Annotated in this window: 14 protein-coding genes; 6 read left to right on the forward strand and 8 right to left on the reverse strand. The window is 72.1% G+C overall.

The features are described 5' to 3' along the window. The first annotated feature begins 129 nt into the window (after window positions 1–129). Window positions 130–1,947, forward strand: coding sequence for a hypothetical protein (locus tag ODJ79_RS39050; protein ID WP_263028738.1), 1,818 nt, complete (start codon window positions 130–132; stop codon window positions 1,945–1,947). 87 nt (window positions 1,948–2,034) lie between these two features. Here the strand turns inward: ODJ79_RS39050 and pseI are convergent, their stop codons facing one another. Continuing rightward, on the reverse strand, window positions 2,035–3,063 hold the full coding sequence (pseI, locus tag ODJ79_RS39055) for a pseudaminic acid synthase (protein WP_263028739.1): 1,029 nt from the start codon (window positions 3,061–3,063) through the stop codon (window positions 2,035–2,037). Between the two features lie 101 nt (window positions 3,064–3,164). Further along, window positions 3,165–4,235, reverse strand: coding sequence for a glycosyltransferase family 2 protein (locus ODJ79_RS39060; protein ID WP_263028740.1), 1,071 nt, complete (start codon window positions 4,233–4,235; stop codon window positions 3,165–3,167). A 115-nt stretch (window positions 4,236–4,350) separates the two neighbouring features. Here ODJ79_RS39060 and ODJ79_RS39065 point away from each other — a divergent pair, with 115 nt between their 5' ends. Next, complete coding sequence (locus ODJ79_RS39065) at window positions 4,351–6,633, forward strand: putative bifunctional diguanylate cyclase/phosphodiesterase (RefSeq protein WP_263028741.1); 2,283 nt, start codon at window positions 4,351–4,353, stop codon at window positions 6,631–6,633. A gap of 22 nt (window positions 6,634–6,655) precedes the next feature. Here ODJ79_RS39065 and ODJ79_RS39070 read toward each other — a convergent pair whose 3' ends face one another. The 3 genes from ODJ79_RS39070 to ODJ79_RS39080 are packed head-to-tail and all read right to left on the reverse strand — an operon-like array spanning window position 6,656 to window position 8,900. After that, window positions 6,656–6,946, reverse strand: coding sequence for a hypothetical protein (locus ODJ79_RS39070; protein ID WP_263028742.1), 291 nt, complete (start codon window positions 6,944–6,946; stop codon window positions 6,656–6,658). Then, window positions 6,934–7,419, reverse strand: coding sequence for a hypothetical protein (locus ODJ79_RS39075; protein ID WP_263028743.1), 486 nt, complete (start codon window positions 7,417–7,419; stop codon window positions 6,934–6,936). The genes ODJ79_RS39070 and ODJ79_RS39075 overlap by 13 nt, the downstream gene beginning before the upstream one ends. A gap of 20 nt (window positions 7,420–7,439) precedes the next feature. Further along, window positions 7,440–8,900 (reverse strand): APC family permease, encoded by a 1,461-nt coding sequence (locus ODJ79_RS39080; RefSeq protein ID WP_263028744.1) that lies wholly within the window; start codon window positions 8,898–8,900, stop codon window positions 7,440–7,442. A 251-nt stretch (window positions 8,901–9,151) separates the two neighbouring features. Here ODJ79_RS39080 and ODJ79_RS39085 point away from each other — a divergent pair, with 251 nt between their 5' ends. Further along, window positions 9,152–11,410, forward strand: a complete 2,259-nt coding sequence (locus tag ODJ79_RS39085) for a putative bifunctional diguanylate cyclase/phosphodiesterase (protein ID WP_263028745.1) — start codon at window positions 9,152–9,154, stop codon at window positions 11,408–11,410. Window positions 11,411–11,417: 7 nt separating this feature from the next. Here the strand turns inward: ODJ79_RS39085 and ODJ79_RS39090 are convergent, their stop codons facing one another. Both ODJ79_RS39090 and ODJ79_RS39095 read right to left on the reverse strand, forming a co-directional pair. Further along, window positions 11,418–12,548, reverse strand: a complete 1,131-nt coding sequence (locus ODJ79_RS39090) for an alpha/beta hydrolase family protein (protein ID WP_263028746.1) — start codon at window positions 12,546–12,548, stop codon at window positions 11,418–11,420. A 65-nt stretch (window positions 12,549–12,613) separates the two neighbouring features. Continuing rightward, the gene (locus ODJ79_RS39095) at window positions 12,614–13,147 is read right to left on the reverse strand and encodes a hypothetical protein (protein ID WP_263028747.1); all 534 of its coding nucleotides are present in this window, start codon (window positions 13,145–13,147) and stop codon (window positions 12,614–12,616) included. A 127-nt stretch (window positions 13,148–13,274) separates the two neighbouring features. Here ODJ79_RS39095 and ODJ79_RS39100 point away from each other — a divergent pair, with 127 nt between their 5' ends. Together ODJ79_RS39100 and ODJ79_RS39105 are read left to right on the forward strand one after the other, a co-directional pair. Further along, window positions 13,275–13,715 carry a MarR family winged helix-turn-helix transcriptional regulator gene (locus ODJ79_RS39100; protein ID WP_263028748.1) on the forward strand — a complete coding sequence of 147 codons (441 nt, stop codon included), beginning with the start codon at window positions 13,275–13,277 and terminating at the stop codon, window positions 13,713–13,715. A gap of 41 nt (window positions 13,716–13,756) precedes the next feature. Further along, a complete protein-coding gene (locus tag ODJ79_RS39105) occupies window positions 13,757–15,520 on the forward strand; it encodes an MFS transporter (protein WP_263028749.1) in 1,764 nt (587 codons plus the stop codon). Between the two features lie 6 nt (window positions 15,521–15,526). On the opposite strand, the gene ODJ79_RS39110 is transcribed toward ODJ79_RS39105, so the two are convergent. After that, window positions 15,527–16,135: a TetR/AcrR family transcriptional regulator gene (locus ODJ79_RS39110; RefSeq protein WP_263028750.1), complete on the reverse strand. Its 609-nt coding sequence runs from the start codon at window positions 16,133–16,135 to the stop codon at window positions 15,527–15,529. 81 nt (window positions 16,136–16,216) lie between these two features. Between ODJ79_RS39110 and ODJ79_RS39115 the strand changes: the two genes are divergently transcribed. Next, complete coding sequence (locus ODJ79_RS39115) at window positions 16,217–17,431, forward strand: MFS transporter (RefSeq protein WP_263028751.1); 1,215 nt, start codon at window positions 16,217–16,219, stop codon at window positions 17,429–17,431. The last annotated feature ends 109 nt before the right edge of the window (window positions 17,432–17,540 follow it).

Raw genomic sequence — 17,540 nt, forward strand, 5'->3', positions numbered from 1 at the left:
GCGGTGTCGTACTTCACCTGCGTTTACAGTTGGGTGATAAGGTCCGCGCCGACCTGAGGGGGCATCACTCGGCTCCGGCCCGGCAGAACGTCGACGAGCCTTGCCTGTACGTCAACGAGAGGTAGAAGTATGTCCGACGCCGCTGCCCTGATCCCCGCGCAGGGTACGGACTATACGGCCGCCCTCAACGTGCCGCCGGTTGGCAATCTGCGACGTATCGGCGGCGAGATGTTCTCCTGGACCGACCGTGACCCGCGCCGCGGCCCCGAGGTGCCGCGCGGGGCGGTGCTGCACCACCTGATCGGGCAGTTCGCCGCGGCCGAGCGCGCCGCCCTGGTCGCCGGCCCGATCGCCGACGAGCTGGTCACCGCCCTGGTCGACGCGGGCGTCGCGGTCACCTGGCTGCTGCGCTCGCTCGCCGACGCGGACGAGGCCGCCCGCGCACACCCCAACGTCACCGTGCTCGCCGGCGCCGCGGTCAAGCTCGACCCGGCCGACCGGTACGACCTGGTGGTCGCGCTCGACGGCGTCGGTCGGCTCAACTCGGCCGAGGGCGAGCAGCTCACCGCGGCCGAGCTCCTCGACCGCCTGGCCGAAGCGGTCCGCCCCGGCGGCGTACTCCTGCTCATGCACGACAACCACCTCGGCCTGCACCACACGGTGCGCCTGGCGCCCGGCGGGCACCTGACGAACGACTCGGCGTGGTACCCGCTGGACGACCACGACGCGCACTACCCGGCCTCGTGCGAGCAGCTGGTCGGTCGGCTCACCGGCTCGGACCTGGTGATTGACGTCGCCTACGCCGCGTTCCCCGAGCCCGCCACGCCGACCGTGCTGATCGGCCCGGGCGTGCTCGGCAACGTCGCCTCCCCGCTGCGTCCCCGCCTCGGCACCGCGCTGTCGAGCGCGTTCGCCGCCGGGTTCCGCGGCCGCCCGGTGCTCAGCGACCCGCGCGTGCTGGCCAACCGGGCGGTGCGGGCCGGGGCCGAGGGCACGGTGGCGCCGGGCTGGCTGGTGGTGGCGCGGGCGCCCGGTGCGGTCCCCGGCTCCGACGTCCAGCGACACGACCTGCTGGTGGGCGATTCGCGGGGCACCTTCGCGTACGAGGTGAGCGCCTCCGACGGCGGCCCGGTCCGCACCACCGTGCTGGGGCGGCTGGAGGACCCGATCGAGCGGGCCGGCCTGCGCCGGATCGCCGAGCCGTCCGCGCCCGGCGCCCAGACCGGGTACGTGCTCGAGGAGCGGCTGCTCCACCTGTGCGCCACCGCCGACCTGCGCGACCTGCGCGTCGAGCTGACCCAGTACGAGTCGTGGCTGCGCGGTCAGGCCGTGGACGGCAAGCTCACCGGCCCGGTGGCGCTGGCCGGCCTCGCCGACGTCTTCGTCACCCCGGACGGCTCGGCCCTGCTGCCGACCCGCTGGGAGCCGATCGAGCCGGTCGACTACGAGACCGCCCTGGTCCGCGCCCTCTGGGAGTTCGCCGTCCAGCTGATCACCTCGGCCCGGCCGCACCCGTGGCCGGTCACCTCGAGCGCCGTCGACCTGACCGCCACCCTGCTCGGCATGGCGGGCCGCGGCATGACCGACGAGTCGGTCCGCGCCGCGGTCGACCTGCGGATCCGGCTCGAGACCGCCGACTTCGAGCTGACCCTCGACGAGCAGCGGGAGCGCCGGCTTCAGCTGCTCGCGGTCACCCCGGGCACGGCCGGCGTCGACATCCCCGCCTTCCGGGAGTTGACCGAGGCGTTGTGGCGGCAGCGGTACGAGGCCAGCCACCTGCTGGCCATGATGGAGTGGACCGAGCAGATCATCGAGTCCCGGGACAGCGCGCTCAGCAAGCTCGACCGGGAGATCCAGTTCCACCGGTCGGGCTGGGCGGGCCGGATGCTGCTGGTCGCCCGGGAGACATACCGGTTCGCGAAGAAGGCCGTCCGCCGCCGGCGGTGACGCTCACGGCAAAGGCCGGCGCTGACGACAGACGAAAGCCCTCCGCTGCCGGCGTGACGCCGGCGGCGGAGGGCCCGTCCGGTCAGCTCAGATGAGGTCCCAGGTCAGCGGGGTGCCCTTGGCCGCGTCGGCGGTGAAGGTGCGGCCCAGCACCTGCCCGATCGCCTCGGGATCGAGGCCGCCGGTGGGGCGGATCGAGCGGACGTTCTCGGGCGTGACCCGGTCGCCGGCCCGCACGTCGGTCACCACGTAGAGGGAGCGGCGGAACCGCAGCCCCTCCTTCTCGTGCTCGGTCGGGCCGATGTGCGTGGTGCCCAGCGCCTGCCAGGCCCGCTCCGACTCCTCGCGCAGCAGCTTGAGCTCGGCGGGGTTGAGCGAGAACGCCGAGTCCACGCCGCCGTCGGCCCGGTCGAGCGTCACGTGTTTCTCGATCAGGCAGGCGCCGAAGGCCACCGCCGCGACCGGCACGCCGATGCCCAGCGTGTGGTCGGACAGGCCGATCGGCAGCTCGAGCATCTGGGCCAGCACCGGGATGCGGCGCAGGTTGGTCTCCTCGGGCGGGGCGGGGTAGGACGCCGTGCAGGCCAGCACGGTGACCTCGCTCGCGCCGGCGCCCTGGGCGGCCTCGACGGCGGCCGCGATCTCCTTGACCGAGGCCATGCCGGTCGAGATGATCACCGGCTTGCCGGTGCCCGCGGCCAGCCGGATCAGCGGCAGGTCGGTGATCTCCGAGGACGCGATCTTGTAAAACGGCGCGTCGAGCTTCTCGAGCAGGTCGACCGCGGTGGGGTCGAACGGGCTGGAGAACGGGGTGATGCCCCGCTCGCGGGCCCGGTCGAAGATCGGCTGGTGCCAGTCCCACGGCGTGTGGGCCCGCTCGTAGAGCTGGTAGAGGTACTCGCCGCCCCAGAGATCGTGGCCCTTGGAGAGCTGGAACCGCGGGTGCTTCACGTCCACGGTCAGGGTGTCCGCGGTGTACGTCTGGATCTTGATCGCGTCGGCGCCGGCGTCTGCCGCCGCGTCGACCAGCGCGAGCGCCCGGTCGAGGGAGCCGTTGTGGTTCCCGGACATCTCCGCGACGATGTACGGCCGCTTGTCGGGTCCGAACTGTGCCATTACTTCCCTCTCTCGATCCAGACGACCGTTTCATCTCGCCGTCGACGGACCGCTCGTAGCGGGCCGCGCGGCAACGGTACGCGGCAGGTCGACGCACAAGCTCAAATTATGGACTTCGACCGAGTCGTTCGTGGCCCGGCGGTGACCTCCGCGGAAGCCGAAGCTGTCTGTCCGGGTTTGCGGCGCCTCAGCCCGGCGACCCGGTAACCGGCCCTGAGCAGCGCGTACACCGGGTAGGCGCCGATCGCCACCAACCGATGCTTGAGACCGCCCAGCCCGCTCGGCGGGCGGTAGCCGGCCGGTCGGTGCCGGCGGTACAGCTCGGTCGTCTGCCGGAAGAACCGCCGCCGATCGCCCGGGTGCATTCGGCCTTCGTTGCCGGCCACCACCAGCAGGTGGCTGATCATCAGGGTGAACAGCTGGGCCCGCGCCTCCGGGGCGACGTCGTGCGCGGCCACCCACTGCAGGACGCGGTCGTACTGCTCGAAGGCCTCGAAGTGCCGGTCGCTGCGGGTCGCGGTGATCGCGCCGGGCCGGCCGATCCGATACAGGTAGCAGACCCGGTCGAGCGCGGCTATCCGGTCGGCGGCCAGCAGCACCGGGTGGCTGAACGAGACGTCCTCGTACCATCCCGGGCCGAAAAGCAGGCCGTGGTGCAGCAGGAACTCGCGCCGGACGATGCGGTTCCAGGCGGTGTGCTGCACGGCGAGCATCCGCTCCAGCGTCGGCTCGCCGGCCAGCAGCGGCGAGCTGGCGTCGGGCTTGCTCCGGCCATCCTCGTGGACGCGCAGATGGTCGATGAGCAGCACGTCCGGCTCGTCGGCCGCGAGCGCGTCGAGCACCGCGGCCACCGAGCCGGGCGGCACCCAGTCGTCGCTGTCCACGAACCAGACGTAGTCGCCGGTCGCCTCGGCCAGCCCGGCGTTGCGGGCCAGGCCCAGTCCCACGTTCTGCGGCAGGTGCACCACGCGCAGGCCGGGGTGCGTCTCGGCGTACGCGTCGAGCATCTCGCCGCACCGATCGGGGGAAGCGTCGTCCACCGCGATGACCTCGACCCGGTCGTCGCCGGTCACCACCGAGTCGAGGCATTGCTCCAGGTATGCCTCGACGCGATACACCGGCACCACGACGCTCAGGCGGGCGCGCATCGGCGGAACGTTCTTCACGTTCATGAAATCTAGGCGAACCGGCGTTGCCCGGGAACGGCTTGGTCGGGCGAATTCCTCACATCCGCCGGGCACCGGCCGATCCCAAGGCCCGCAGAAGCTGGTCGAGGGAGGATGACGGATGGGCGCGCGCTGGTCCCGGCTGTTCGCTTCCAGCCGCCTGCTGCGCGCGTCCGCTCTGCTCGCTGTGCTCGCCATGATCGGCTTTGCGATCAACGCGGTGCACCCGGTGCTGCCCTGGTGGATCCTGTGGTTGCCGAGCGTCGCCGGCTCCTGCCTCATGGTGGTGCATTGGCGGCGCGCGGCGCGGGCCGACCACCTTCCCGCACCCACCCGGCTCTTCTGGCGACGCCTGTTCCCGGTGTCGGTCCTGGTCTGCCTCGGCAGCGTCGCCCAGGCGTACGACATGATCACCGTGGCCGACCCGTCCGGCGAACACATCAGCCCCGGTCAGATGCTCTGCGACGGCCTTGCCATCGGTCTGATCATCTACGCCCTGCTGCGGCTGCCGTTCGGCCGGCAGAGCGGCAGCGAGCTGTTCCGCATCGTTCTGGACGCCGGCACCGTGATGCTGGCCTGCGCCATCTTCGCCTGGCACTTCTCCACCCGGCACGCGTTGCACGGCGGCGACCAGGGCATGATCTACGTCTCGCTGGCGCTCACCACGCTGGCCCTGCTGGCCGTGTTCGCGGTGGCCAAGGTGATGCTGACCAGGCCGGCCGGGTTCATCGACCGCACCGCGCTCCGGATGATCGGCGTCGGCGTGCTGGTCGGCGCGCTCAGCTCCACCCTGCGCCCGCTGGTCGAGCCGATGAACGCGCACCTGTTCCCGGGCATCGTCGGCATGCCGCTGATCTTCTTCCTCGCCGGCTGGGCCGCCGAGCGACAGCGGGCCGCCGACTACACGCCGCGCCGCGGGGTTCGTGAGCGCCCCCGCCGGTCGTTCAGCTTCCTGCCGTACGTGGCCATCGCCGCCGTCGACGCCCTGTTGCTCAGCGTGGCGCTGCCGGAGTCCGCCCCGGACCGCCGGGTCGTCGTGATCAGCGCCGTGGCGCTGACCGCCCTGGTCGTGGTCCGCCAGGTCACCGCGTTCGTGGACAACGGCCGGCTGCTGAGCCGGCTCGACCACGGCGCCACCCACGACGCGCTGACCCAACTGCCCAACCGGAGGCTCTTCCACGAGCGGCTGACCAAGGCCCTCACCGCGCCCGGCGAGCGGTCGGTCGCGGTCGCGCTGATCGACCTCGACGACTTCAAGGAGGTCAACGACACCCTCGGCCACGAGGTCGGCGACCTGCTGCTGATCGCCGTCGCCGAGCGGCTGAACGGGTGCATCCGCGCCGAGGACACGGTGGCCCGGCTCGGCGGCGACGAGTTCGTGGTGGTGCTCGACGGCGCCGACCCGGCCGCGGCCGACCTGGCCGCCCAGCGCATGATGGCGGCGCTCCGCGCGCCGGTCCTCGCCGACGGGCACGAGCTGCCGATCCGGGCCAGCATCGGGATCGCCGACGGCCGCGCGGGTGACGAGGCCGGCCGCCTGCTCCGGCACGCGGACATCGCCATGTACGCCGCCAAGGCCATCGCCGGGACGGCGTCGCTGCACTTCACCCCGGACATGGCCCAGGCCGGCGCGGACAACGCGCACCTCGGCGCCGAGCTGCGCGACGCCATCGACGGCGACCAGCTCTACCTGCTCTACCAGCCGATCGTGGCGCTCTCCGACCGGCGGGTGATCGGGGCCGAGGCGCTGGTCCGCTGGCGGCATCCCACGCACGGCACGATGCCGCCGCAGAGCTTCCTGCCGCTGGCCGAGAGCACCGGACTGATCGTGCCGCTGAGCAGGTGGGTGCTGCGGGCGGCATTCCGGCAGCTCTCGGCGTGGACGGCGGCGCACGGCGAGGACGCCCCGGCCGTACTCAATGTGAATGTCTCGCCGCGGGATCTGCGCGAGCCCGGATTCGCCGCGTTGGTGGCCGCCCTGCTCGACGAGTACGGCGTGCCACCGCACCGGATCACCCTCGAGGTCACCGAGTCGATGCCGGTCGATCCGCACGAATCGTCGACCACGCTCACCGCGCTGCGGTCGCTGGGCGTCCGGGTGGCCCTCGACGACTTCGGCACCGGGCACTCGACGCTGACCATGCTGCACGACTGGCCGATCGACCAGCTGAAGCTGGACATCACGTTCACCCAGGCCGAGGTGAACCGGGTGCCGGTCGCCGCCACGGTCCTTCAGGTGGCGGACACGCTCGGGCTGCAGACGATCGCCGAGGGCGTGGAGACGCCCGACCAGGCGGCCCGGCTGCACGAACTGGGGTACCGGTCGGCACAGGGCTTCCTGTTCGCGCACCCGCTCTCGCCCGAGGAGTTCGGCGATCTCCTGGCCACCGCCCGGGCCGCCTGACCTCGCACCCGACGCGCCGCGGTCAGTAGGTCAGCGCCACCAGTTCGCGGAGTTGGTCGACCGCCGTGGGTGGCAGCTCGTGGGCCGCCGCGGCCACCACGCCCGTCCGGAGCAGGTCGAAGATCTCCTCCTGAGCCTCGTCGGGCAGGTCGGGGATCCACAGGTTGCCCAGGTTCTCCTCGACGATCGCGCGCAGCCATTCGGCCGTCTTCTCGTCGGAGAGGCGGGGAATCAGATACTCCAGCGTCCAGTCGAAGAGGCCGCCCGAGGACTGCCAGTCGCGGTCCGGGCGGACCATGATCAGCGCGGCCATGAGTGCCCCAGAGTGAAGACGCGAGGGGTCAGGCGGCGGTCGGCGATGAAACGCTCGACGGTGCGCGTCTGCCCGCGGGTGAACAGCGAGACGTCGACCGGCACCAGGTCGGCCTTGCGCAGGTGCAACAGGATCTGCTCGGAGAAGCGCCGCCATTGCTGCTCGAACCGGCCGGCCGCGAACGGGCCGACCGCGTCGTAGGAGACGCCGTGCTCGTCGAACCAGTCGGCGCGGGACCATTTCGGGGCTCGGACCAGACGTACGCCCAGGGCAGTCTCGATCAGCACCGCCGTCTCCGCCTCGTTGGGGCGGAACCGCCCGGTTGCCGCGTCCAGGCCGAGCGCCCAGATCCGTTCGAGCTCGGCCGATCGGGCCGAGGCCGCCGTGCCGGTGGAAACGGCCCGCACGGCCGAAGCCGCCGACAAGACCCGTTCGTGGTACGCCGGCGGCAGAGCCAGAGTAAGGGTCGACAAGTCCGGTCACCTCCCGTCAGTCAGCGATTCACCCGTTCCGGTCGATGCGCCCCCGGCTCGCGGGAGCGCGGCACTCTCGGTGTCACGATCACGGCCGTCCCGCCCTGGCCGATGCCCGCATAGAGCGAGGGGCGGGCGCCGCGCAGGGCCACCCCGTGCACCAGCCCGGCCCCGGCGACCGCGGTAAGCGCGGCCGGCACCAGCCACACCAGAGCCGACTCGGGTGGCACGCCGAGCAGCGACGGGATGTTCCAGAACGCCAGGTAGCCCAGCGTCCCGAGGGCCACGGTGGACAGGATCGGAGCGAGGAAGCGGCCCCAGGCGCCCTCGCCGTTGGGCACCCGGTTGAGGTGCAGCAGCGCCGCGAGGGAGGTGGCCAGCAGCAGCACCAGCACACCGAGGCCGCCGGCGACGGTGAGGCGGTGTGCGAGGACCGCGGGGGAGCGGACCCCGGCCAGGGCGATCGCGGCCAGGGCGGCCCCCGCGGCCACCGACTGGGTCAGCGAGGCGGCCCGCGGCGCGGACGTGCGGGCGGCGGTGCGTGCCAGCGGGGCCGGCAGCAGATGCTCGCGAGCCAACGCGTACAGGTAACGGGCCATCGCGTTGTGCAGCGACAGCGCCGCCGCGACCAGGGCGGCCAGCAACACCGCCCGGCCGGTGGTCACGGCCCACGGCGCCAGGCGGGCACCGGCCAGATCGAAAACCAGCTCCGGGCCGCGCGCGCGGGCGAGCGCGGTGACCTGGTCCGGGCCGGCGCCGGCGAGCACCGACCAGGAGCAGAAGGCCAAGAGCAGACCGAGGACCACCACCGTTGCGTACGTGGCCTGGCCGGCCTCCCGCCGCGGGCGCATGGTCTCCTCGGCGTACGTGCCGGTGGTCTCGAAGCCGACGAAGGCGAGCGCCCCGACGGCGAGCAGCAGGCCCAGGGCCGGCCGGTCGATCGCGGCCGGGTGCGCGGGCAGGAACGACGCCCGGGCGAAGCGGTCGCCGGCCGGGGCGATCACGTTGGCCGTCGCGAAGCCGGCCGCGACCGCGAACTCGGCCAGCACCAGCAGGGCGAGCACGCCGCTGAGGATCTCGACCCGGATCGTGCCGCCCAGCGCGACCAGCAGCCAGCAGCCGGCCGAGACCATCCACCACTGCGCCTCGACGTGGAACCAGGTGTGCAGCAGCGGCGCGGCGGCGACCCCGGCGATGCCGTAGAGGCCGAGCTGAACGGCGAGGTAGGAGCCGAGCGCGAGCCAGGCGGCGGCCACCCCGGCGGGCCGGCCGAGGCCGCGGGAGACGTACGAGTAGATGGCGCCGGCGTAGGGCGCGCGGTGCGCCATGGCCGCGTAGCCGGCGGCGAAGAAGAGCAGGACGATCGCGACGGCGACGAAGGCGAGCGGCACCAGCGGCCCGCCGCCGGCGGCGAGGGCGGCGGGCACGACGGTGATCAGCACGAGGAGGGGTGCGGTCGCGGCGAGCGCGAAGAACGTCACAGCGGCTACCCCGACCCGCCCCACACCCACACCAGGGCCAGGCCCCTGCGGGGCCGTATGTGGCGGATCTTCCGCGGTACCCACTGATCTAGTAAGCCTGATGGGGTAGGCGTCTGACAACGGCCCGTGTCGGTTCACTCACTTTCGGTCAGTCGATTGGCACAAAGGCAGGCCGACCTTGGGCTTCGATGAGGTTTTTCCGACCCACAGGTTCTTCTCAAGTCGCTACTAGCCCGGCCGACAGGCAATCCGTGCTCGCGACTCAGCAACTGACGGACTTCCTGTCCGTCGTCGCCGACCGGCCCGGCGGTCCGGCCGCGCACCATGCTGCCGTCGACTGCGCCGCCCAGGCCCTGCATGCCGACGTGGCGGTGCTCATGATCGACGACGGCGTGGTGGCCGCGGTCGGCCTCGCCGTCGACGACGTCCCGGCGTACGCCCTGAACGAGGTCGCCACCGGTCGCCGCACCACGCTCGATCTAGCCGGCATCCGGCACGCCGTCACGTTCGCCACGATCGGTGGCGAGGCACCCGGGCTTCTCGTCCTGGGCCGGCGCGGGAGCACCCCGTTCAGCGCCGAGGAGGTCACGCTGCTGCGCGGCATGACCCGGGTCCTCGAGCTCAGCCTCCACTCGCTGCAGATGATCGAGTCGGAGCGGCGGTACGCCGAGGAGAACGACCGTCTGCTCGACTCGCTCCACCAGCGGCAGCGCGTTCTCGAGACGCTCACCGACATCCAGCGTGCGATCGCCCGCCGCGACCCGCTCGACAAGATCTTCCAAACGGTCACCGACGCGGCCTGTGCGCTGCTCGGCGTCGAGATGTCGACGTTCAACCTGGTCGACCGGGACAACCCGGCGACCGGCAGCAACATCGCCGCGACCGGGGTGCCGCCCGAGGTGCGGGCCAAGCTGCAGCGCTTGCCGCTGGCCGCCGCCGGCGCCTCCGGCCTGGCCGTGCTCGGCGACGAGCTGATCATGATCGAGGACTACTCGGTCTCCCCGATCGTCATCGGGGCGATGAGGAAGGCGCAGCTGCGGTCGGTGATGGCCGCCCCGGTGCACGAGAACGGCAAGGCGGTCGGCTGCCTCAACGTCGGGATGTACAGCCGGACCCGGGAGTGGGACAAGCCCGCCCAGGAAATCATCAAGGCGTTCGCCGAGCAGCTGAGTCTCGCCCTCACCGACGCGCGCATGCTCGAGGCGATGAAGCTCTCCTTCCTCGACTCGCTGACCGGCCTGGCCAGCCGTGCCCTGTTCCAGACCCGGATCGAGGAGGCGCTGGCCGGCGACGAGGAGGGCGCGGCCGTCCTGTTCATCGGCCTCGACCGGTTCAAGATGGTCAACGACTCGCTCGGCCACGCGGCCGGTGACCAGTTGCTGATCGGCGTCGCCGACCGGATCCGGTCCTGCCTGCGGGACGGCGACACCGCGGCCCGGCTCGGCGGCGACGAGTTCGCCGTGCTGTTGCCGGGGATGGCCGAGGCCGCCGCGGCCGAGCCGCTGGCTGCCCGGCTGCTCGAGGAGCTGCGGACGCCGTTCGAGGTCAACGGCGCTGAGGCGTACGTCAGCGCCAGCGTCGGCATCGCGGTCGGCCGGCCCGGCCCGCGTGTCGCCCAGGAGGTGCTGATCGACGCCGGCCTCGCGATGTACCAGGCGAAGAAGCACGGCAAGGACCGGTGCGAGCGGTTCGTGCCGGACATGCGGGTCGAGTTCCAGGCCACCATCGATCTCGAGGCCGATCTGCGGCGTGCGGTCGTGCGGCACGAGTTCGAGCTGCGCTACCAGCCGATCGTGCACCTGAACACCAGCGAGATCACCGGGGTCGAGGCGCTGATCCGGTGGATGCACCCGGAACGCGGGATGGTCCCGCCGGCGGACTTCATCCCGCTGGCCGAGGAGACCGGCCTGATCGTGCCGATCGGCGAGTGGGTGCTGCGCGAGGCCACCCAGCGGGTCGCCGAGTGGAACCAGCGCCGCGCGGGCAAGCCGCTGTCGGTCAGCGTCAACCTCTCGGCCGTACAGCTGGAGCAGTGCCTGCTGCCCCAGGTGGTGCGGTCCGCGCTGGAGTCCAGCGGCCTGCCGGCCGACCGGCTGACCCTCGAGCTGACCGAGTCGTTGCTGGTCGATCATCGCCCGGCCACGCTGGAGCGCCTCCTTGCCATCAAGGACCTGGGGGTACGCCTGGCCATCGACGATTTCGGCACGGGCTACTCGTCACTGGCCTACCTGCGGCGATTCCCGGTCGACATCATCAAGATCGATAAGTCCTTCGTGGACGACGTCGTGGACGAGCCGACCGCGGCCGCCCTCACGCACGGCATCATCCAGCTGGGTCTGGCCCTCCGGTTGTCCACGGTCGCCGAGGGGATCGAGCACGCCGAGCAGCTCACCTCGCTCGCCGTCGGCAACTGCGAGCTCGGGCAGGGCTACTACTTCGCCGAGCCGCTGACCCGATCCGCCTTCGACGACCTGTTGTTCCCGGTGCACGTCCCGTACGACGGCGAGTGACCGCGGCTCAGGGAAGGTAGCGCACCTCGGGAAAGGCCGCGCTGGGACCGTCGAGCAGGCGACTGCGCCGGCCGCGCAGGTGCCGGTCGAAGAAGGCCAGCGGGTATGCCTGCTGAATCCGGACGGCCCGCGCCGGGTCGAGCGTGCCGATCCAGCCCGCCAGCTCCGCCTCGCTCATCCCGATCGCCGGCGCCAGCTCGGCGACCAGCAGCTGATAGTCCGTGTACGAACCGTGCACCGCGCCGTCGGCCTGTACGTTCAGCCGCCGGCCGCGCAGCTGTGACCAGAACTCGGCGACGGCCGGGTGGTCGGCCCGGGTGAACTCCGCGGTCATCATCAGGAAGGGCCGGTCCAGCACGCCGCCGTCGACCACCGGCTCCATCGGGCCGTCCAGGCTCACCCCGGCCCGGACGCGGCGGTCCGCGAACATCACCCGGGCGGTCGCCGACCCGCCCTTCGACCACCCGAACATGCCGACCCGGCGCAGGTCGAGCGCGCCGCCGAGGCCGGCCGGAAGGGCCCGCTCGGCGCAGCGCTCCTCGAGGCGGTCGAGAACGAACCGGATGTCCGCCGCGAAGTCGGCCGGTCCCATCGGGAGGTCGTCCGACGGGACCAGCAGCCGCCCGTCGGGGAACTCGACGAAGGCGTCGCCGGTGTGATCCACGGTGGCCACCACGTAGCCGTGGCTGGCGAGCTCCTGCACCGTGATGGTGGTGTCGGCGCGCTGATCGTGCGCGCCGTGCGAGTAGAGCACGACCGGAAAACGCCCGCGCAGCACCGGCGCGCCGGTGTGGCCCGCCGTGCTCGGCGACAGCGCCGCGTCCGGCGCGAAGCCCGCCGAGGCGAGCAGGTCCCGCAGCGGGTTCGGCAGCATCCAGGGCGCCGGTGGGTGCCGCCGGACGTCCGCGGCGGGATACCAGAGGCTCACCATCAGCTCGCGCGGCTCGGCGCGGGAGCGGTCGGCGAACAGCAGCGGAACGGTCCCGATCGGGTAGGGCCCGGTGGGGCGGGGCAGGCGGAGTCGAGCGGGGGCGGCCACGGCCGGGCCGGCGAAGCCGGCGGTCCCGAACGGCGCGGCCGCCGCCACGGCGAGCGCGGCGGCGGTGAAGCTTCGGCGCGAGATTCCGTTGGTCTCCATACCCTCAGCGTATACGCCGAGTGTATACATGGGAAGGATAGACCGTCATGGAATACGAAGCGGACTCAGCCGAAGAACTCCTGGATCTGGGCGAGCGTCAGGTAGCCCTGCTGCTCCAGTTCGGCCGGCAGCTCGGGCAGCGGCTTGGTGGTGACCGGCACCTCCGGCACGTCGGCCGGCAGCGTCGGCACCGGCGGGGTCGGCGGAAGCCCGGGCATCGACATGGCCTGCCGGATCACCTCGAACATCGCCGGCACCTCGGCCGCCGCCCGGGTCGGCAGGTCGGCGCCCTCGCCGGGCAGCGCGCAGGTGAAGTTGGCCCGCAGCCGGTCGCCGCAGCGGCGGATGTCCGCGCTGGGCCGCAGGTGGTCGAGCCGGCCCTCGGCGACGATGCCCAGCTCGCACGCGGTCAGCCCGGACCGCCCCCACCAGGCGCGCCAGGCCGGGTCGGCGTCCAGGGTCAGCGCCACGTGCCGCAGCGCGATCATGTAGTCCTGCGGCGCGCTGCCCTCGTCGGTGGTGCCCATGTGCGGGTACAGCCAGGACCCGCCCCACGCGGCCTCGTGGGCGCCGGTGTCCGTGGTGTCCAGCGCATGCATTACCGCATGCTGTCATCGCCGACGGGTCGGAGCGGGCAGGCCCGAGCGGCACGTTTGGGCGAATTGCACGGTGAGCGCTTCGTCACGTCGGGCATTAGCTTGCATAATCCAGTGATATAAAAAGGTCGTGCCGGAGACAACCACCATCTCTGCCGAGGACGCGGCCATCGCCGCCGGTTTCGAGCGCTTCTACGAACTGCTTCGCCGGCTCACCCCGCGTTCCGAGCTTAGCCTCACCGCCGCGTCGACGCTGCGCCGCCTCGAGCGCACCGGTCCGAGCCGGCTCTGCGAGCTGCACGCGCCGGAGGGGGTCAGCCAGCCCGCGATGACGCAGCTGATCACCCGCCTGGAGCGGGAGGGGCTGGCCCGCCGGGGCTCGGACCCCGAGGACGGCCGGGCCGTGGTCGTCAGCATCACCGACGCCGGTCGCGAGGCGGTGGCCCGCCGTCGCGAGGGGCGTACCAGGGCGCTCGCCGCGATGCTCGAGCAGTTGCCGGCCCAGGAGCACGCCGCGTTGGTCGCGGCGCTGCCCGCGCTCGACCGGCTGAGTGATCTGCTCGCGTCCTGAGCAGCAACAACCGAAGATCATCACAACCGAAGAGGTAACGCGTGCTCTCTGTGGATCACCCCCGCTACAAGTGGGTCGCGCTGTCGAACACGACGCTCGGCAACCTGCTCGCCACGATCAACTCCTCGATCGTGCTGATCTCGCTGCCGGCGATCTTCAAGGGCATCAACGTCAACCCGCTCGAGCCCGGCAACGTCAGCTACCTGCTCTGGATGCTGATGGGCTACATGCTGGTCACCGCCGTGCTGGTGGTCACCCTCGGCCGGCTCGGCGACATGTACGGCCGCGTCAAGATCTACAACGCGGGCTTCGCGATCTTCACGGTCACCTCGATCATCCTGTCGCTGGACCCGTTCGACGGCGGCGGCGGCGCGCTCTGGCTGATCGGCTGGCGGGTGGTGCAGGCGATCGGCGGCGCAATGCTGATGGCGAACTCCGCGGCGATCATCACCGACGCCTTCCCGGCCGCGCAGCGGGGCATGGCGCTCGGCGTCAACATCGTCTCGGCCCTGGCCGGCTCGTTCATCGGCCTGGTCCTGGGCGGCGCGCTCGCCGAGTGGGACTGGCGCTCGATCTTCTGGGTCAACATCCCGGTGGGCGTGCTCGGCACCATCTGGGCGTACCGGTCGCTGCACGACACCGGCGTCCGCCGGCACGCGAAGATCGACTGGTGGGGCAACGCGACGTTCGCCGTCGGCCTCACCGCCGTGCTGGCCGCGATCACGTACGGGATTCAGCCGTACGGCGGGCACACCCAGGGCTGGACCAACCCGTGGGTGCTGACCGGCCTCATCGGCGGCGTCGCCGTGCTGGTCGCGTTCGGCGTCATCGAGTCCAAGGTGGCCGAGCCGATGTTCCCGCTCGGGCTGTTCAAGAACCTCGGGTTCGCCACCGGCAACGCCGCGAACCTGCTGGCCAGCGTGGCCCGTGGCGGCCTCCAGTTCATGCTGATCATTTGGTTGCAGGGCATCTGGCTGCCGCTGCACGGCTACAGCTACGAGTCCACGCCGCTGTGGGCCGGCATCTACCTGGTCCCGCTGACGATCGGCTTCCTCGCGGCCGGCCCGATCTCCGGCTACCTCTCCGACAAGTTCGGCCCCCGGCCGTTCGCGGCGGGCGGCCTGCTGGTGATGGCGGCGTCGTTCCTCGGCCTGCTGGCGCTGCCGGGCGACTTCAACTACCTGGTGTTCGCGGTGCTGATCTTCATCAACGGCCTGGGCGGCGGCCTGTTCGCCGCGCCTAACACGAGCCTGGTCATGTCGAGCGTGCCGGCGAACATGCGCGGCGCCGCTTCCGGCATGCGGGCCACCTTCCAGAACGCCGGCATGGTGCTCTCCATCGGCATCTTCTTCTCGCTGATGGTCGCCGGTCTCGCCGGCTCGCTGCCGCACACGCTCTCCGGCGGCCTGACCGCGCAGGGCGTACCCGGCCCGACCGCCGACACGATCGCCCAACTGCCGCCGGTCGGCACGCTGTTCGCCGCGTTCCTCGGCTACAACCCGATCGGGCAGCTGCTCGGCCCGCACGTGCTGGGCGCGCTGCCGGCGGCGAACGCCGCCAAGCTGACCGGCCTCCAGTTCTTCCCGCGGCTGATCGCCGAGCCGTTCCACGACGGCCTGGTGATCGTCTTCTGGATGGCGATCGGCCTGCTGGTGGTGGGCGCGATCGCCTCGCTGGTGCGCGGCCCGAAGCGTGCCTACGTCGACCCGGATCTCGTGGCGCACGAGGCCGAGGCCAAGGCCGAGATCCTCGACGCGCAGCCGTTGGCGCCGGCGACGGGCGTGGCCGAGCCCATCGAGAAATAGTCGCGGCTAGCTTGCGGCAAGCGCGCCGTCGAGCAGCTGAACGGCGACGACCCGGGCCAGCCGGGCGGCGTCCGCCCGCTTGTCCATCCGGGCGCCGACCGAGGCGCCGTCGTACAGGATCATCAACTGGTCGGCGAGGCCCGGCGCGTCGGACACCCCGGCGTCCCGGGCCAGCTCGGTGAGCAGGCCGCGGGTCCAGGCCCGGTTGGCGTTGGAGACCTGCTCCACCGCGCCGCCCTCGGCCACCGACTCGGCGCTGGCGTTGTAGAAGGCGCAGCCCCGGAAGCCGGGCGTGGCGGTCAGCTCGGCGAGCACGTCGAAGACGCCGAGCAGCCGGTCGTGCGGGTTGTCGAAGCGCTCGAGGCCGGCCAGCAACCGCTTGCGGCGGATCTCGTGCCGATTCTCCAGGTACGCCCGGACCAGCTCCTCCTTGCTGCCGAAGCTGCTGTAGAGCGACGCCTTGGCGACCCCGGCCCGCTCGATGATCCGGTCGATCCCGACGGTGTGCACGCCCTCGGCGTAGAAGAGCTCGTCGGCGGCGGCGAGCAGGCGCTCGCGGGCGGACGCCTTCTTCGCCGGGGAGGAGGGCCGGGCGGGGGGTGATGCGGCGGACATGCATTTGACGATACCAGACAGGTCTGTCTAGTCTCGTCCAGTCAGACAGACCTGTCTGTTCGCCGATGCGAGGGGATTGTCATGACCACCGTTGCCGACACCCGGCCGGCCGTCCGTACCGATCGGCGGCTGTCGCGCCCGGTCGCCTTCGCGGCGATCGCCGCCATCTTCGTGACCTTCGCGGCCGCCTCGGCCGCGCCCTCCCCGCTCTACGTCGTCTACCAGCACCTGTGGGGCTTCTCGGCGACGACGCTCACGGTCGTCTTCGCGGTCTACGTGCTGGGCCTGATCGGCGCGCTGCTCACCCTCGGGGCCCTCTCCGATCACGTCGGCCGCCGCCCGGTGCTGGCCGCCGCGATCGCGCTCGAGGCCACCTCGCTCGCCCTGTTCCTCGCCGCCGGCGACGTGCCCGTGCTGCTCGTGGCCCGGCTGCTGCAGGGCATCGCCACCGGCGCGGCGCTCACCACGCTCGGTGCCGCGCTGGTCGATCTCAACCCGCCGCACGCGCCCGGCCGGGCCGGCCTGATCAACGGCATCGCCCCGGTCGCCGGGCTGGCCGTCGGCGCGCTGGGCTGCGGCGCCCTCGTCCAGTTCGCCCCCGAGCCCACCCACCTGGTCTGGGCGCTGCTGCTGGCCGCGATGGTGCTGGCCGGCTACGTGGTCGCCCGGATACCGGAGACCTCGGCCCGCCGCCCCGGCGCGGTCGCGTCGCTCGCACCGCGGCTGGGCGTGCCGACCCGGCTGCGCGCCGACGTCCTCGCGCTCGTCCCGATCATCGTGGCCAGCTGGGCGATCGGCGGGCTCTACCTGTCCCTCGGCCCGTCCGTGGCGGCCGGCGTCTTCGGGCTCACCAACCACCTGGTCGGCGGGTTCGTGGTGACGTTGCTCTGCGGGACCGGCGCGATCACCTCGTACGCGATGCGCAAGCTGCCCATCCCGCGGGTGCTGACCGTAGCCGCCGCCCTGCTCACGCTCGGCTCGGTGGTCAGCGTGCTCGGCCTGGAGTCCTCGAGTGTCACGGCGGCCGCGGCCGGCACGGTGATCTCCGGAATCGGCTTCGGCGCCTCGGCGCTCGCCTCGTTCGGCACGCTCGCCACCCTGGCGGCGCCGCACGAGCGGGGCGAGCTGCTCGCGGTCGCGCTGGTGATCGCGTACACGGCGTTCAGCGTCCCCGCTCTGCTCGCCGGCTTCGCCGCCACCTCGTTCGGTCTGCACCCGGTCGCTCTGGTCTACGGCATGGTGGTCGCCGTTCTGGGTGCCCTGGCCCTCGCGACTCAGCGGCGCCATCGGCGTTAGCCCGAATGGCTTCTTTCGTGCGCCCCCGGCGTGGGCGGCCGCGGTGCGGCCGCCCCCGCCTCAGCATATTTGGGCGGAACGGACATGAGGGGGGTGAGGAGGAGAAGAC

Source organism: Actinoplanes sp. KI2, assembly GCF_025630775.1.
Lineage (GTDB): Bacteria > Actinomycetota > Actinomycetes > Mycobacteriales > Micromonosporaceae > Actinoplanes.

Coding starts and splice junctions, on each gene's coding strand:
- ODJ79_RS39050 (WP_263028738.1), top strand. CDS start 130: ATGTCCGACGCCGCTGCCCTGATCCCCGCGCAGGGTACGGACTATACG.
- pseI (WP_263028739.1), bottom strand. CDS start 3,063: ATGGCACAGTTCGGACCCGACAAGCGGCCGTACATCGTCGCGGAGATG.
- ODJ79_RS39060 (WP_263028740.1), bottom strand. CDS start 4,235: ATGAACGTGAAGAACGTTCCGCCGATGCGCGCCCGCCTGAGCGTCGTG.
- ODJ79_RS39065 (WP_263028741.1), top strand. CDS start 4,351: ATGGGCGCGCGCTGGTCCCGGCTGTTCGCTTCCAGCCGCCTGCTGCGC.
- ODJ79_RS39070 (WP_263028742.1), bottom strand. CDS start 6,946: ATGGCCGCGCTGATCATGGTCCGCCCGGACCGCGACTGGCAGTCCTCG.
- ODJ79_RS39090 (WP_263028746.1), bottom strand. CDS start 12,548: ATGGAGACCAACGGAATCTCGCGCCGAAGCTTCACCGCCGCCGCGCTC.
- ODJ79_RS39095 (WP_263028747.1), bottom strand. CDS start 13,147: ATGCATGCGCTGGACACCACGGACACCGGCGCCCACGAGGCCGCGTGG.
- ODJ79_RS39110 (WP_263028750.1), bottom strand. CDS start 16,135: ATGTCCGCCGCATCACCCCCCGCCCGGCCCTCCTCCCCGGCGAAGAAG.
- ODJ79_RS39115 (WP_263028751.1), top strand. CDS start 16,217: ATGACCACCGTTGCCGACACCCGGCCGGCCGTCCGTACCGATCGGCGG.